A 15,292-nucleotide genomic window follows, 5' to 3' on the forward strand; every position below is an offset into this window, starting at 1 on the left:
CTTTTTCTAACTTCCCCTCAATGATCCTCATATGCCTTGCCGTCAAAGAGTGAGAATAAGACTGTATTATCGACCCCGAGATTACCAAGCAATTCGGAATTTAAACCTTGAAGTAAAGAATATTCTTCAATAAACCTTTTGAAAGCTGTACCTCTTTTACTCATACAGTTGAAAAAAAGAAAATTTGTTTCTGCAGATGACATCTGTGCACGGACGATTTTTGCATATTTTGTCTTTTCAACTTTTGAAAGAACAAAGCTCTCATCGATGTGCTTAAAGATCAGATAAAGATTTCGGTAATAATGGCCTAACTCATTCTGATTATTAAAGTCATCAAAAAACTTATTAACTGAATCAGTTAAACGGTTCGCACTATTGTTACCAGTGTCATCATAAACTTCGTGATCATAATTCCATCTAATCTCATCCAAGAAATCATCAAAGCATTGCCTGCCTTTGACGGAGTTCTCTGGATAAACTATTTCTATTGAAAATAAATTTTCTCTATGAATTTTTATTAGTTCAAATAGTAAGGTTTCAAAAGACTGTTTAGCGCCAAACTTTGAGGTTGTATAAAGTGTAACACAAACAATAATAATTGATGCTAAACCTAATAAAGGATTTAATACCCCACCAATAAAGTCCCCAAACTGCCCCCATTTTTCGGTGGAATCACTTAATCCAAAAGCATGGAACTGATACCAGTATTTCCATACTGCAAAACCAGCACAAACAAATGTCAAAGATATAGTTAAGAAAATAAGAACACTTAAAGATTTTGAACGAAACCAACGGCAAACAGAATCAATCATAATGCAGCCCAGATAAGTTTAAATTCCCAACTAAATATACCTATATGATTGAGGCGGAATTGCTCCCGGAAGAAACTCATCAATCGCTATTGGATTCTTATATTCTCTTGGGTTTTCCACCGATATTGCAAAGGCCAACTTCTTAGCATTGAAATAGTCATCAAAAAAATCTTTGGTAATACCTGCATAAGGTTTTGTTATTTGCCAAAGCTTTTGAGGCTCCAGAGAAATCACCTCACCAACATCAAACTCACCAATCACTTTACCAACAGGCATAGTTGCATAAATAACAACGGTCTTAACATCTTTTCTTTTAAAGATGGACTTTCTAAATTCAAACTTCTTTACCCCACTTAGAATAAGGTAAGCAAACTCAGGTTTAATTGACAATAAGACTTTCATATACATCCCCGGCAAGAAGAATATTTTTAAAATGAACATCTGAAAGCTTCAAAAAACCCCAGTAGTGTTCATTACCATATCCTGTAATTTCCATTAACTCCTTCCTAATCACTCTTTTTTCAAGAGGGAAGTTATAGGTAAACTTTAATACATTTGGATAATTTCTTTTTTTATAGAGCATCTGAAGTTCATACTCTTCAAAAACACTATGTGGTGCACAATAGTTTTTGAATTCAGAATATGAACTAAACTCAGTTATATGCCTAACCTCTTGAACTACGCAAACAGAAGTAGCAACTGAACGGTACAATGCCGGCCCTTGACCATCGCCAGTTCTATAAATTAACAAGTTATCTCCCGCTCTTAGGTTTTCAAGACCTTTTATTCCTGAGAGAAATACTTTGAAAATACTATTTGTATAAGGTACATCCCTAATGGTTGATGGGTCTTCATTGTTCAATATTGACTCAGGGAATAACCTTGTATGCCAGCTCGGATATATACTTAACAGAAAATTCCTACCATTAAGTTTCACCATTGGATAATTTTTTAAATTCACAACTCATCTCCAGATTAGTGTTTTAAAGTATACACCTTCCTGACCATCTTTTGTAGTTTTGTTTTTCCTGGAAACAAATTCAAAGCCATATTTAGTAAGAAGAGAAATCAGTCCAACATGTTTATCAAATATAGTGACATAAATCTCATCAATTCTATTCCTGCATGCATAATCAAACATCACCCTTATAAATCTCTCACCTAGCTTTGTGCCATGAGCATCTATTTTAAATGTACCAAGTTTGACACGTGTTTTCATCTCATGCATTGGAACCATGTCATCTAAAACTTGGTTTTCTACTTTTAAATATAGAAATCCATCAATCAAGCCTAAGTCATTATGTGAGACATAAGCTTCAAGTTCACTCTTACGTTTGAACCAGTCTTCAAACTCTTCATAATCATCTTTCAATGAATCGAAGAACGGATCTGACAGGTTTACCTTTTCGAAGCACATTTTTGTTAATGGCATTACATTCTCCAAGCCCATAAAAAATTCCTTGGATTAAAAAATATAATGAATTACGACTGTAGTAAACAGAAAGCATGTGAGCGCGCGCTCGTACCCCCGCCACGCCTGCCCGCTTTATGTAGTGGTTTTCATGCACCTGCATGACCATAGCAAAAGCCCGCCAGTTCTGGCGGACCGAAGCAAATGTGATCCTCTTTGGATCATGCGATTTCATGCAGCATAGTCATGCACACTCGCAGGCGGATCATCAGCCCCACGAACTCCTACTCCAACTGGTTCATTGAGCGGCTGTATTCATGATTGCGAAGGCGTGCCATAAGCTCATCAGTCAGCTCTGCAACCCATTCGATAGCCATGCTCTTTTCCGATTCAGTGCAGTCACTCAGAGCAACAAGTTTTAGAAATAAATCAATACGCTGGAGCTTGACCGACTCCAAAAGAAAATCCTGCATGTTCCCTCCTTCCGTCACAATAACTGTATATGCGTACAGTATATAAAACCTGACACAATGTGAAACTCTTTTTTATCTTTCAATGGGATTGGCCCGATAAGCTCACCGCTCCCATGCTGCCTCCTGCAATCTGCCGTTTTGGTAGAAAAGCCGTCGACTGGCACCTGCATTCAGGCTACAACCTCTGGAGAGAAGGCTGATTTCCTCTTCATTCCCCTCAAAACCTCGCGCTTTTAGTTCCATCTCTAACCGTCGGCGCTGCGGCCCCGTACAGTTATTGACAGAACTCCAAGGGGCGGCGATGCCGCCAGAAGGGCCAGCCTCCGCTGACGCGTCGGCCAATTTGGCAACCTTTTCCCACTTAACCAGACGGGTGAACACTTCAGAGTCATGAATATGAGGCGAGTAAATCCCCTGCACGCGCTGCACGTCTTCGGCGTAGTCGTTGCCCATTTCGGTGATTTCATAACAAAGGCGGATCACTAAATCCTCCCGCGCTACCAACGGGCCGCCCTGCGCCATCGTGTAAGATGCCCAGCAGCTCGCAACCGACGCCGAAGCCAGAACCGCATCCATCTTTGCGTTAGGCAACCGGATATCGCCCAGGCGGCGCAGTTCGCGCCATACCGTGACCGGCGCACCGCCAATCTGCTGAAACTGTCGAATACGCCAGCGTGACGCCCATGCGCAAACAGCCTTTGCCATTTCACGCATATCCGCGCCGGTTTCATCGTCCTTTTCACCCTCCATTGCATAACCGTCGATATTTTTGGAAATGTATTTGGCGATATAGCCTGTTGCGCTGCCCTTCGTGGGGTCGATAGGTTCAGCATGAAAACGGGCTTTCAGCGCCTGCGGCGTGGTTAGCTCTTTACTGTCTTCCTTACAGGCATAGTGAAGCATGATCTGCTGCACGCGCTCACGGTGTTCCGGCAGCATGAAAAGCAGCATGTGCCAGTGTGGCGTGCCATCGTGGTGAGGTTCTACGACACGGAAACCAAAGACGTGAATGTCCTCGCGCGCTATCGCAGCACGAATACGTGACCAGACGCGGCACAGATAACGCTGTGTGTCCCGTGGGCTTGAGCCATTCCATTTAGAGATAAAGCCACCCTGGCTATATACCGAGTGATAACGCGATGGGGCGGTCAAAGTGTAGAACTCCCCCACACAGCCAGTTTCGTTGGCTATGTCCTCAAAACCGCGCATTCTGGTCATCAGTTCACGGCGACGCATGGCCGGATTCGCGGTGCTACGGTTAACCATTTCATCAAGTGCAATGCGGTCGCCGGTTTCTTCGTTCACCAAGTCAAAGCGTTTAAAAAACTCACGGTTACGCTTCTTCTGTTCAACCCATTCCGCCAGGGTGCCGCGCGAGACATAAGGCGAAGCAGATTTCTGCACCTGCCCAACCGCAATCGCCATATGTTCCCGTTGCAGATCGCGCATCTGTTTCAGACGTCCACGCCACCATTCCGGTGCCATCATGCGTAGCAAACCGGATTGCGATTTGCGCAAAGGCAAATCACCTTTGCAGCCTTTAAATTCGGCCCAGTATGGCGGCTGCGTTCCCGTCAGTGTGGCCAGCTCTGCCACATATCGATAAGCCACACAGGTAACGGTCTGTTCATCGGTTTCCTTTGGCATAGAAACCTTATCGACAAACTCAGCCAGACTGAGCGACAGGAACGAAGCTACTTTATAAGCGAGATCCCGAACATCCTGACGGTCCAGCGTAGGCAGGCGATCAAGCTGTTTAATAAAGGGGAGTTCATGCTGTGCAGCGGCATCCAGACGATAACGACTGCGGACAAACTGAAGGCGTGGCAATACACTCTGGCCGATAGTCTGGCGTAGAAACGCATTGGCACGGCGTCGGCCATTGTTACCTGAGAGGATGCGGGTATAACGATCAGCAAAGTATCCGGCCAGATAGTCCGGCATATCGTGCAGATATTGACTGCGCCAACTGTGATCATCAGGATTGACGTTCCACAGACGACGCTCAGATAGGGACATATCCGCCGGGGCAGACATACCAAAAAAATCACGCCGTTGCTGGTTAACGGCGTGGTGTTCACCAGTAAGTAAGCCGGAAAGAGACTCAGCCATTCTTAGCCTGAGATTTTGCCAGTTCCAACAGTGCAAACTCGGCCAGTTCGGCAATGCGGCGGGTTTCCGCCACAAAGCTCGTGACATTGTTCATCTGGCCCCTGAAAACCAACTGACCGATCACGTCTGAGGCCAGATCTCGGATTAGCAGAATACGGCTGTCATAGACAGCCATAGTGACCGGCACTTGCTCACGTACACCGTCAATCTCCTGCCAACCGGACTTTTCCAGCGCCAGCTTCTGCGGCTTACCTGGCTCGTTTGATTCCAGTGCTAGCACAGAGTAACTACTGTTGATAGACACTCTCATGGCGCAGCCTTTTTACAATGTGCACCTTTCAGCTCGCTGATTTCTTTGCAGGTGACACAAACTGAGACACCCGGCAGCGCACGACGGCGTGCTTCGGGGATCTCGTCACCGCATGACAGGCAGAAAAATTCACTCGCCCCTGCTGGGCGTAATGTCGCGTTTGCGAGATTGCGCGCCAGCTCCTCCTGCACACGCTGCTGCACTAAATCCATTGAGTCAGCCATTAGTGCAGCTCATGAGACTGGTTTTCAAAACGCGTGGACTCTTTATCCAGCAGTTCAATAATTTCAGTCGCCGTTAGCTCTTTTTGGCGCGCATGGATTGCAAGAGCAGCAAGACGAACAGAAACAGCCAGCGCATCATCACTACGCTGCTCACTCTTTGCTTTACTCAGTAGAACGTTGAGCGCGTCCTCATCAGCTTTGAGTTTTCGGGTTTCGATATTTCGCATAATTCATTCTCCAGAATTTGGGCAAAAACATGCCCGGCGGGTTTACGCCATTTATTTGAGTTGGGTTAATTAATTTGGAAGTGTCAGCTTTTTGGGAAATAAGCTCACGACTGCACGAAAGTGATTCATTGCTCCAATCAGCGCTGCTATCTCGTCACTCGTCAGCTCACTATATTCAACGCTGTGACGCTCTTTGCTGATATTCGCCAGGAAAAATAACGCACCCAGCGCACGGTTATTTTGTTCAAACTGTTGATCGCGTTTATTACGCATATCGCTAATAAAACGCTTTAACTCATTACCGCAATCGCCATACATCATGGTGCGCAGCGCTGATATATGATTCAGCGCATTGGCACGCTGGCCGGCATTCATCTGAACAGTGATGTTTTCAGCTTTGTAACCCATGATTTTTGCTTCCTGTTTCCGCTTAAAACTGCCAGCAACTCGGCCTGAGAGTTTGCCGGATGCCAGCGCCTGCCCTGCTCACCCGCGATCCAACCGTGACCGTATGCATGGGACGGGCTTTGTCGTTTGAGAAGTGGTGCAATGGAAAAAGCCATGATTCACCCCATGCCGATAGATGCACCAAGACCACTAAGCACATCAGCCGTTCCCGCCAATGCTGGGTTTGATTGAACACGCGCCTGGACTGCGAGAGCCGCTAACGTAAGACAGCGAATCCCAGCATGGACGTTCTGGACCAAGCTGCGACGACTTGCAGGCGTTAGTTTCTCCTGACTGACGACACCGGCGGCAAGCTGTCCGACTTCTGCGGTTGCCTTGAGCACATAATCGGGCAGATTTTCCTGCGCCATTTCATTCACCGGAACACATGGCAGGCATTGCAGTTGTGCCAGCGCGCCATCGACCAGCGTTGAATCTTCAGTGAGGTCAGTAAGAATCAGCATTTCGCGAACAGTAAGCTGGTGCACCTGATCGGGGTTCAGCTTATTGCTAATCGTTTGGGGATTAAGTCCCGCCTTTTTAGCCAGCTGGATGATGTTGTGCTTTGCGGAAAAAGCCCGGCACGCCTCATCAAAATGGCTATGTGTGGAAACACGAAAATCAAACATGATTATTCCCTTTCGTTATCCCAATATGGATACATCAGGCTTGCATTGCGATTTCGCAGCCAGCTGCGGCTTCAATAATGAGAGCAACCATGTTGATTTGGATAAGTTCGTTAACCCCCTCTTTCTTCCTGATTGGCAAGCGGTTTTCGCGGTACATCTGGCGGACAGTCCCTTCCTTGTAGCCAGTACGGCGGCAGAACTCTTCCACAGTGATGTAGGGTTCAGAAATCACAAGATTGATTGATGGGCGCATTGAAAGTTTACGGGTCATGATGCAGTATCCTCTGTTGAGTTATAGCCAACTCTATTAATCACTATTAAACACGTCTTGATACGACGAGTGAATATTAGGATCACAAATTGGAAAGGTCAACGAAAGATTTTACGAGTCGTAAAGCTCCAGCTTTACCCGTGGGTGGTAAAGATCCCATTGAACGTATCGTTCAAGCATATGGTTTTTCATCGCGTCAGGCCCTGTGCCGCCACTTAGATGTGTCACAAAGCACAATGGCGAACCGCATAATGCGTGGGAATTTTCCTGCCGATTGGGTTCTGATTTGTGCGATGGAGACGGGTACGTCTTTGGAGTGGTTAACTTATGGGCGTGGGGATTCTAACATCACAAATCAGGATAACCCATCAACTAAAATCGAACTCAAAAACATCACAAATGGGAAGTTTTCGTCATCCAATTGGGTTGAGTATGATGAACAGCTTCTGCAAGGTGAAATTCACGCACCGTTGCTGATCACATTTGAGAAACAGACGTACTTGGTTGATGAAACTGAAGCCGAAATCACTGATGGTTTATGGCTGATTGAGATTGATGGGCTTATCAGTGTGAAAGAGCTTTATCGCTTTCCCGGTGGACGTATCCGCGTCGAGAACGGCAAAGCATCGTTCGAGTGCAAAGCAGAAGAGATCAGAGTGCTGGGGAAGGTCGTCGCTCGCACTGAATATTTTTAAGGAAAGAAATGGCTGTTAGTAAATTACCCTCCGGCAAATGGCAGGCACAGGTTTTCCCCAGCGGACGTGACGGAAAGCGTATCCGTCGTCAGTTCGCGACAAAAGGGGAAGCTCTGTCGTATGAGAAATACGTAAAAGAACAGGCTCAGGATAAGCCTTGGCTGGGTGAAAAAGCGGATAAACGGCGGGTAATTGAGCTGGTTGAATTGTGGTTCAACACGCATGGCATTACGTTAGCGGATGGTGAGAAGCGGAGAACCACAATGGCGTTCGCCTGCGAGGCGATGGGAAACCCACTCGCAACCGAGTTTAACGCGAAAATTTTTGCGTCTTATCGGGAGCAGCGGTTAAGCGGGAAGATAACCCGCTCCACCCGAGTGAAGACGGTAACGCCTCGCACGGTCAATTTGGAGCTGGCGTACTTTCGGGCGATGTTTAACGAGTTACGCCGATTGGATGAATGGACCGCACCGAACCCGTTAGAAAACGTGCGCGAGTTTAAAATCAGTGAATCGGAGATGGCTTATCTTACCATTGAGGAAATAAGAGCCCTCCTCGCTGAATGTGAGAATAGCCGTTCTAAAGATCTGACTACCATTGTGAAAATCTGCCTGGCAACTGGCGCACGATGGAGTGAGGCTGAAGGCTTAAAGGGGAACCAAATTCGCGCCGGTCAGATCATCTACGTGAAAACTAAAGGCAAGAAAAACCGAGCGGTGCCGATAACTGAAAAATTACAGGCTGAACTGCCATCGAGCAGGAAAGCGCAACAGCTTTTTGCGACGTGCTATTCAGCTTTTAGAAAAGCTATGCAGAGGGCGGGTATCGAGACTCCTGCGGGCCAGTTGACGCATGTTTTGCGCCACACATTCGCCTCACACTTCATGATGAATGGTGGAAATATTCTTGTGCTTCAACGGATATTGGGCCATACAGATATCAAGGTAACAATGCGCTATGCACATTTTGCACCTGATCATTTGGATGATGCAAAAAAACTGAACCCTTTAACTCAATTTTTAGTGATGGAAACGAAATAAAAAACACGAAAAATTAGCTGTACTGCCCCTCAAAGAAAGGAAAGCCTGCTCAATAGAAAATTTATTATTTATAATGAAGAACATATTAAAAACAAAAGGATATAGCAATGAACAGATTTATTGCAATTAAGGTTGGAAAAGGGGATGCATTTTACTTAGAAAATAAGAATACAAGATTTTTAGTTGACGGCGGTGCAAGTAGAAAGAAACTCCCACCACTGTTATATTCAGCATCAACATCAAATGATGTCGATATTTTAGTATGTACGCATAGTGATGAAGACCATGTAAATGGACTAATTGGTTATTTTGAAAGTAATAGATCGTGTGAAGAGGTGTGGTTACCCGGTAGTTGGACCTCTCGTCTCGAAGACATGATAAATGAACCAAGGGATTTTATTAAAGAACTTATTGATAATATTTCTGACCTAGATGATGATTTTTTAATACACGACGCAAAGACTCTTGAAAATATTGGAAACATTATTTCCAAAATGAATCCCACCGAAGATAAAAAATCAGAAGATGATAGTGAAACCCCCTCTCCTATATTACCTTATATTAACACTGAAGTTAGAATTGAAACAAGCTCTCTTCAAGATGAACAAATACTTGATGAAATAAAACAAAATGAAGAAGATAACGAAAAACTAAAGGAATCAGAGGAATCAGAGGAATCAGAGGAATCAGAGGAATCAGAGGAATCAGAGGAATCAGAGGAATCAGAGGAATCAGAACATGAAAAAGGAAAAGATTATTTAATCAAAAAAACCACGATCGATTCATCAATGAAACTCATCTCATCCCTAAAAATCCATTTTCACATAAAAAAACAACCAACAAACAATTTCCTTTGGTCGAAATGAAATATTTAATAGTGCAATTAATGCTGCTAAAAAGATATTAAAGCTGGCTACCCTAGCTTACAATTCCGGAGCAAGAGTAAGATGGTTTGAATACTCAGAAACTGAATCCGGTGGCGGTTTAGAATACTTTCGCCCTGTAAATTCTATTGAAATATTTCATGCTAAAAAGAGATTGGCACTTGAATTCCTTTGTTTAACAAAAGCTAATGTGGAAAGTCTGGTTTTCTATGCTTATGATGAAGATCTTTCTGCGGGTGTACTTTTTTGCGCTGATTCGAACTTTTCATTTCAGCAACCACTTGATTTTTTATCTGATTGTCAAAACCTAATAGTTACGACACCTCACCATGGAGCTGAAGCAAACAGAATTGTTTATCAAAAACTAGCACCATATATTAACCCTAATACCATCTTCGTTAGAAGTGACACCTGCCAGTCTACATACAATAAAAATCCCAGACCATGTGCCGATTATAGAAATCTAACTTACTCGAAGTACTGTACGGTTTGTAACACCCAAGTAATTAAGCAAGATGTAATTTTAAATTATACCGCGGGAGGTTGGTTCCCTGATAACACTACTGGTTGCACATGTTAGTGACCCATGGTTAATGGAAAAGCTAAACTTTAGGTCATGTCGTGGTGCTGTAGTATAATTATATCATTTACGACGTGATCTTTCTTTTATCTGACAATCTATTTATTTGTATCTTCAGTTTCCTCGTTCTTTGAAGGTAGGTTTGAGTAACTTAACTCCCCTTAGAATTGGCAGCAAAGTGGCAGCAGAGCGCAACGCTATCCGCCACTTTCCATCTCTATTCAGTCTAAAGAAAACATAAAAATCATCAAGTTACTGTTTTCCCTCACTTCAAATTGGGACTCATAATCGCTTGATCGCTGGTTCAAACCCAGCAGGGGCCACTAAATTCAGCAAACAGCCCCGCCCCATCACTCCCCCTTCTCCTCCCGCAACAACCGATACCGATACTCCAACTGCCTCAATAACATCCCGGTCTGTACCTGTTCACTGCTCTGATTCCCCTCGCCTTCGGCGTAGCGTCGCAGTTGTTCCTCAACCGGCGGATGCTGATTAAATGCCTGCATGGCGGAGAAAATGCTCGATTTCAGTTCACTGACTGTCAGATATTTACCGCGCGTTTTATCCAGGCCATTAAGTTGTTCGGCCAAGTGCTGTAACTCAGTCATCCCTTGGTGCCAACTCTGAAGGCGCTCAAGAGGAATAGCTTCTTTTACCCTGCGCTGTTGTGCCAGTTGAGCCTGCTGCTGCATCTGCTCATAGCTCAGCCAGCCAAAGCCGCCCAGTACCATTGCCCCGGCCAGCAATGCGCAACAGGCACCACTGACAAAAGGCTTTAATACTCCCTGCTCTGGTTGAATCACATAAACTCTCCGGGTCAGCATTTCCGGGGCTTGTTGGGCGATAACCTGCGGCATAGTGACCACCCCTTCCTTAAGATGCGCGATCGCAGACTTTACCTGCTCGTAAAGGCTGCCAGTTTGCCCCGCCTCACTCATGCCATTGCATGTCAGTGTATCTCGCAGTGACTCTAATAATTTTTTACTGCGACATAACTCGGATAGCTCGTCCTCACGCTGAAACGTCCAGCACCGCAGAATATTTTGCAGCCGACGGACTAACGTAGTGATGATATCCGTGCGCGCCTGCATGGCCTGAGGCCACAGTGCCGTCCACTGGCGTGTAATAATCGCCTCCAGAATGCTAAGCCCTTCATTTAACCCACATGCGCCTGCGGTGTGCGTTCGCGCCAGGGTGTACCAAGCGGCGCTCTGTAATTCCACACCATTCCGTTCAAACAGTGCCAGGCAGAGCTGCTCGACATGTATCCAGTCCACATCAGGCCGGGCGGGGTGGGAAAGCTTGCCGATCTCATCACGCAACGTGGCGTATTCACTGAAGGTGCGCGGATCGCCACCAGTCTGGATGCGTTGGGGAGAAAGTTCACTCATCATCCGTTGATTGTCCTTTTCCAGATTTGCACGGCACCGGTTACACAGGCTTGTTTTCGAGAAACTGCTGTTGTTGCAGATGCTGGATCAGCACGCGCCCTTCCGGCATAAATACTGTGCCAAATCGCACCAGCCCGACCAGTTTCATCTCGGCTTCAATAACATAGCGCAGGTCGCCAGGCTGGCTTGACTCCAACACCACAACGTCGATTTTTGCCAGTCGCGGCTCATATTTCAGCAATACCTGCACGAAGGTGAAAACCAACTGCTGGGCTGTGGCGGGCATCCCCGCCAAAATTTGCGTCATATCTGGCAGGCCATAATCAGGAATATGCGCCAGTGATCCCGCACGGGTATTCAGAATGCGTTGCATATTGTCCAGTACGGACAATATGACCTGGTTCTGCTCGCTGACCTGATGCAACGCCAGACCACCACTAAATCCCCCTTTCAGCAATTCATAGAGCGAAGGCTGGCTCATGATGGCTTCTCCGCACGCAGCATCAGATGCCGACTATCCAGCTCAATCACCCTCGGCTTATCCGGGTTAAGCTCGTTGCGTTCCAGCACCAGCCGCCAGCTATTTTTTGCCATATCGGGATACTGAAACAGGCCAACAACAGCGACAAATCGGGTCTCTGGTTCCATCGGCATATTCAGCGCGAGATCCCCGCCGGGCGTCATAATAAGCTCACGCTCAGCCAACAGGTCTGCATGCAATACCTCTGCAGCCTCATCTATCAGTTGCTGATACACCGTGCCATCAAAGGTTTTCCGCGCTTTTAACTGGTAAATTCGCACCATAACTGGCTCAGAAAGCGGATGGTGTTCACGGCTATCGCTGTTGAGGCTTTCTCGGGCAGAAAAGTCGAGATGCAGGGTCTTTATCTGTTTGTAAAATATAGAGTTAAACGCGGAAGATGTGCTATCAACAACTTTCTGCTGTAACCCACAGGCAGAGAGGCTCAACACCACGGTGCACAGCACCAGGTTAGGTAAAATGGTAGGCGACACGTCGGTTTCCTTGTGAGGGGGTGGCGGGTTCCATGCCGGTGTAACTGCCCAATTCGGTGGTAAAAGTGGCGGGGATATCGGCAGGACAGCATTCACCCTCCACGCCAAGTACACCGGTCATTCCCAGCCAGAAAGGTGTTGTGCCGAGGGCTGGCGGCGCGAGCAGCCCGGTATGTAACGTGAGTCTGATGCGTGCGGTATAACGCCAGCCAAGATACACACGCAGCATCACCTGCAAGTCCTGGTACAATAGCCCCTCAGGCAGCCAACCCCGCGCTTCATCTGCACATTCGGTCTGTAAATCAATCAGGATCTGGCTGCTGGCATCCATCACTTCATCGCCCAGCGGGAGATTGCCATCAAGCAAACATCCTTGCTCAGTGAGGATCGGCGGATCGCTGACCGGCACCGGACGCAGGCAATGCGGCTGCACCTGAACCGACGTCTGTGGCGCAAGCAGGCGCACCAACGCCGCAATCCCCTCAGCCGTTCTGCCGGGTTGGCGCATAACACTCAACAACGCCAGAAAGCGTGATATCGGCGTCGCAATGTGTTTTCCGGTGCCGGGAATGCCCAACCCAATCAATCCCAACAAGGATTGAGAGGTACTGTCCGTACCCCCTTCTTCAAAGGTGGCGGGGTAAGAATATTTGCGCCAGATTCGGTAGAACTGCGTCAGCACGCGGTGGTTAAAGATGTCGAGAAATCCCTGCAACGCTTCGTGTCCTTCACTGTGCTGCGCGATGTCATCGAGGTAGCGCCCTGGCAACGGTGCATCTACGCCATACAGTCCGAGAAAGGTAGTCCGCACCACCGGTGGTCCTTCGCCATACTCCAGAGCCTTCAGTTCGCTGGCAGGAAAACCCATGCCAGCATGGGGCAACAGGCGAATGGGATCATCGCCTGGATGGCTGGTACTGCCGAGTGGCGGAGCGTCACGGTGCTGATGTTCAACCAATTGACAAAAGCGATAAAAATTCAGGCGGTTCAGTTCGCTCTCAAGCCATTGTGTCATCCTGGGATGCGACGGTTGTGCTTCTCTTCCCATTGCAGGCGTTCTCCGGTGGGTTGCAGAATCAGGACCAGGCGGTTAAACAAATGAATATCGGTATACAACGCAAAAAAGCGGCTGAGCATTTCGCCAAACAGACAGATATCGCCGCTGCCAGCAAAACCGGTGCTGTCGAGGGTGATCTCGATCTGTACCCCCCGCAGCAGATAACCCTGTTCAAAACGCGACACCTCGTGGTGGCAAACGTGCACAATGGCCTCCAGCCTGCGACGGTTCATCTCGCTGTGTGTCCAGTCATACAGTGCCAACGTGCCACGCAACACGTCGGCGTTATCCATCATCCACAGAAAGCTGGAGCCGAGATGACTCAGAACCCGCCAATGGAAGCGGTCACGATTGGGGGGATAACAGGGCAGCGTCGGTGCACAAAGATTACGTACCTGTACTTGAGTGGCGGTGGATTTCACCACCTGATCCAGTAACGTGCTTTGTAACGCCCGGCGTGGCAATTGCCCGTTGGTGCCGGTTACGCTAACCGACAGGCTTTCGTCGTGCGGCACGCTCTGGTTATCAAACGCTTCGCCGCCGAGGATTAACCAGGTTTCATGTAAGCCGGATGGCCCCTGACGTACCCGTGTATGGTAGTAATGCTCCGGCGCGGTGTGACGCAGCATGCCACCTTTGTGGCGAAAGCTGGTGAACGGCACCCAGGGACAGTTATGGGAGGAGATCACCTCATCCACCGAATAAATTTCGGTATGCCCATCCTGCACACGCATCGGACGCAGCAGGTATTCCGTCTGCAAACCGTCGATGGTCAAGGGATCAGATTCCAGTGTAAAAAGGTTGATGACCGGCACGACATGCAAGCGCAAATGCTTTTCGCTAAAGATAAAATCATGTTCCCAGCGTCTGGCAAGCGTCACCTCCAGCTCAAACCATGGCAGCACCGCCGGGAGCCTGGCCTGCTCCAGCCCGTGCAGGGCCACCGTCATAAACTTTTCCCGAAAGGTGAAATATTCCAACAGCAACTGATAGCCGCTAAAGCTGCTATCACTGCCTGGCCACAGCCGATCATCAGGGTCAAAACCTTGCGCGCTAAAATGCCCCGCCACCACCCGGCTATCACTCTCTCCCGGCAGGCGCAGTCTGATGTTGGCGACATGCATAGTGAGCGCTTCGTGCAGAGCACAAGCCAGCGGCGCGTCGGCGTTGAGATAAAGCGAGAGATGACTGACATCCATGCTGCTCCAGTCAGCCAGCTCGCCCCCCTTGAAGCGCAGGCGGATCATGGAACGCCCCTGCGCGTCGCTGGTGAGAGCAACCTTTTCCAGCATCAGCGGCAGCAGTTCAATATCGCGGGTGGTGGTATAGCGGCAACGCGTTCCTTGCTCGCCAATCGGGCGGGACAACACTTCAAAGCCGCGAGCAATACGTAGCGGTTCCTTCATCAAGCGCCAGTCAGGGGTAAACTCCACCACAGATAAGGAAGGAATGGTGCGCAGGTAATGTGGCCACAGCAGGCTGACCAACCCTTCGGTTAATTCGGGTAAGTCATCATCCAGCTTTTCCCGCAGCCGTCCCATCAGGAAGGCAAAACCTTCAAACAGACGTTCGACAAAAGGATCGCGCGCACCGGCTTTATCCAGATTAAGCCTCGCTGCCTGTTCCGGGTGAGCGCGGGCAAACTCTTCTCCGGCTTCCAGCAGGTAGCGCATTTCAGCGTCGTAATATCGCAGGGTTAAGTTTTCCATAGGGAA

21 protein-coding genes are annotated in these 15,292 nt (G+C 47.7%); 3 read left to right on the forward strand and 18 right to left on the reverse strand.

Annotated elements, in window-relative coordinates:
* Positions 1-17 precede the first annotated feature (17 nt).
* The 13 genes from PAT9B_RS17320 to PAT9B_RS17370 form a co-directional block, all read right to left on the reverse strand.
* Positions 18-812 carry a putative phage abortive infection protein gene (locus PAT9B_RS17320; RefSeq protein WP_013510581.1) on the reverse strand — a complete coding sequence of 265 codons (795 nt, stop codon included), beginning with the start codon at positions 810-812 and terminating at the stop codon, positions 18-20.
* A gap of 30 nt (positions 813-842) precedes the next feature.
* The gene (locus tag PAT9B_RS17325) at positions 843-1,214 is read right to left on the reverse strand and encodes an ASCH domain-containing protein (RefSeq protein WP_013510582.1); all 372 of its coding nucleotides are present in this window, start codon (positions 1,212-1,214) and stop codon (positions 843-845) included.
* On the reverse strand, positions 1,192-1,773 hold the full coding sequence (locus PAT9B_RS30975; RefSeq protein ID WP_071883911.1) for a hypothetical protein: 582 nt from the start codon (positions 1,771-1,773) through the stop codon (positions 1,192-1,194). Before PAT9B_RS30975 ends, PAT9B_RS17325 begins: the two co-directional genes overlap by 23 nt.
* Positions 1,774-1,776: 3 nt before the next feature.
* Positions 1,777-2,262 carry a GNAT family N-acetyltransferase gene (locus PAT9B_RS30980; RefSeq protein WP_223300451.1) on the reverse strand — a complete coding sequence of 162 codons (486 nt, stop codon included), beginning with the start codon at positions 2,260-2,262 and terminating at the stop codon, positions 1,777-1,779.
* Between the two features lie 245 nt (positions 2,263-2,507).
* Positions 2,508-2,696, reverse strand: a complete 189-nt coding sequence (locus tag PAT9B_RS17335; protein WP_013510583.1) for a hypothetical protein — start codon at positions 2,694-2,696, stop codon at positions 2,508-2,510.
* A gap of 102 nt (positions 2,697-2,798) precedes the next feature.
* Positions 2,799-4,808: a replication endonuclease gene (locus PAT9B_RS17340; RefSeq protein ID WP_013510584.1), complete on the reverse strand. Its 2,010-nt coding sequence runs from the start codon at positions 4,806-4,808 to the stop codon at positions 2,799-2,801.
* On the reverse strand, positions 4,801-5,118 hold the full coding sequence (locus PAT9B_RS17345) for a DUF5405 family protein (protein ID WP_013510585.1): 318 nt from the start codon (positions 5,116-5,118) through the stop codon (positions 4,801-4,803). Before PAT9B_RS17345 ends, PAT9B_RS17340 begins: the two co-directional genes overlap by 8 nt.
* A complete protein-coding gene (locus tag PAT9B_RS17350; RefSeq protein ID WP_013510586.1) occupies positions 5,115-5,342 on the reverse strand; it encodes a TraR/DksA family transcriptional regulator in 228 nt (75 codons plus the stop codon). Before PAT9B_RS17350 ends, PAT9B_RS17345 begins: the two co-directional genes overlap by 4 nt.
* The gene (locus PAT9B_RS17355) at positions 5,342-5,569 is read right to left on the reverse strand and encodes a DUF2732 family protein (RefSeq protein ID WP_013510587.1); all 228 of its coding nucleotides are present in this window, start codon (positions 5,567-5,569) and stop codon (positions 5,342-5,344) included. The genes PAT9B_RS17350 and PAT9B_RS17355 overlap by 1 nt, the downstream gene beginning before the upstream one ends.
* A 69-nt stretch (positions 5,570-5,638) precedes the next feature.
* Positions 5,639-5,977 (reverse strand): DUF5347 family protein, encoded by a 339-nt coding sequence (locus PAT9B_RS17360; protein WP_013510588.1) that lies wholly within the window; start codon positions 5,975-5,977, stop codon positions 5,639-5,641.
* Positions 5,941-6,132, reverse strand: a complete 192-nt coding sequence (locus PAT9B_RS29805) for a phage filamentation protein Fil family protein (protein WP_071883913.1) — start codon at positions 6,130-6,132, stop codon at positions 5,941-5,943. Before PAT9B_RS29805 ends, PAT9B_RS17360 begins: the two co-directional genes overlap by 37 nt.
* Positions 6,133-6,135: 3 nt before the next feature.
* Positions 6,136-6,645 (reverse strand): phage regulatory CII family protein, encoded by a 510-nt coding sequence (locus PAT9B_RS17365; RefSeq protein WP_013510589.1) that lies wholly within the window; start codon positions 6,643-6,645, stop codon positions 6,136-6,138.
* Between the two features lie 34 nt (positions 6,646-6,679).
* Positions 6,680-6,916 (reverse strand): hypothetical protein, encoded by a 237-nt coding sequence (locus PAT9B_RS17370; RefSeq protein ID WP_013510590.1) that lies wholly within the window; start codon positions 6,914-6,916, stop codon positions 6,680-6,682.
* A gap of 89 nt (positions 6,917-7,005) precedes the next feature.
* Here PAT9B_RS17370 and PAT9B_RS17375 point away from each other — a divergent pair, with 89 nt between their 5' ends.
* From PAT9B_RS17375 to PAT9B_RS30300, 3 genes are all read left to right on the forward strand, one after another.
* Positions 7,006-7,611 carry a phage repressor protein CI gene (locus PAT9B_RS17375; protein WP_013510591.1) on the forward strand — a complete coding sequence of 202 codons (606 nt, stop codon included), beginning with the start codon at positions 7,006-7,008 and terminating at the stop codon, positions 7,609-7,611.
* Between the two features lie 8 nt (positions 7,612-7,619).
* A complete protein-coding gene (locus PAT9B_RS17380) occupies positions 7,620-8,651 on the forward strand; it encodes a tyrosine-type recombinase/integrase (RefSeq protein ID WP_013510592.1) in 1,032 nt (343 codons plus the stop codon).
* 107 nt (positions 8,652-8,758) lie between these two features.
* On the forward strand, positions 8,759-9,517 hold the full coding sequence (locus tag PAT9B_RS30300) for an MBL fold metallo-hydrolase (protein WP_013510593.1): 759 nt from the start codon (positions 8,759-8,761) through the stop codon (positions 9,515-9,517).
* Positions 9,518-10,465: 948 nt separating this feature from the next.
* Here the strand turns inward: PAT9B_RS30300 and PAT9B_RS17390 are convergent.
* The 5 genes from PAT9B_RS17390 to tssF are packed head-to-tail and all read right to left on the reverse strand — an operon-like array spanning position 10,466 to position 15,286.
* Complete coding sequence (locus PAT9B_RS17390) at positions 10,466-11,509, reverse strand: VasL domain-containing protein (RefSeq protein WP_013510594.1); 1,044 nt, start codon at positions 11,507-11,509, stop codon at positions 10,466-10,468.
* Between the two features lie 37 nt (positions 11,510-11,546).
* Complete coding sequence (gene tssE, locus PAT9B_RS17395) at positions 11,547-11,987, reverse strand: type VI secretion system baseplate subunit TssE (RefSeq protein WP_013510595.1); 441 nt, start codon at positions 11,985-11,987, stop codon at positions 11,547-11,549.
* On the reverse strand, positions 11,984-12,520 hold the full coding sequence (tssJ, locus tag PAT9B_RS17400; protein ID WP_013510596.1) for a type VI secretion system lipoprotein TssJ: 537 nt from the start codon (positions 12,518-12,520) through the stop codon (positions 11,984-11,986). The genes tssE and tssJ overlap by 4 nt, the downstream gene beginning before the upstream one ends.
* The gene (gene tssG / locus PAT9B_RS17405; protein WP_013510597.1) at positions 12,498-13,568 is read right to left on the reverse strand and encodes a type VI secretion system baseplate subunit TssG; all 1,071 of its coding nucleotides are present in this window, start codon (positions 13,566-13,568) and stop codon (positions 12,498-12,500) included. Before tssG ends, tssJ begins: the two co-directional genes overlap by 23 nt.
* A complete protein-coding gene (tssF, locus tag PAT9B_RS17410) occupies positions 13,532-15,286 on the reverse strand; it encodes a type VI secretion system baseplate subunit TssF (RefSeq protein WP_013510598.1) in 1,755 nt (584 codons plus the stop codon). Before tssF ends, tssG begins: the two co-directional genes overlap by 37 nt.
* Between the last annotated feature and the right edge of the window lie 6 nt (positions 15,287-15,292).

The sequence above is a fragment of the Pantoea sp. At-9b genome (assembly GCF_000175935.2).
Classification (GTDB): Bacteria; Pseudomonadota; Gammaproteobacteria; order Enterobacterales; family Enterobacteriaceae; genus Pantoea.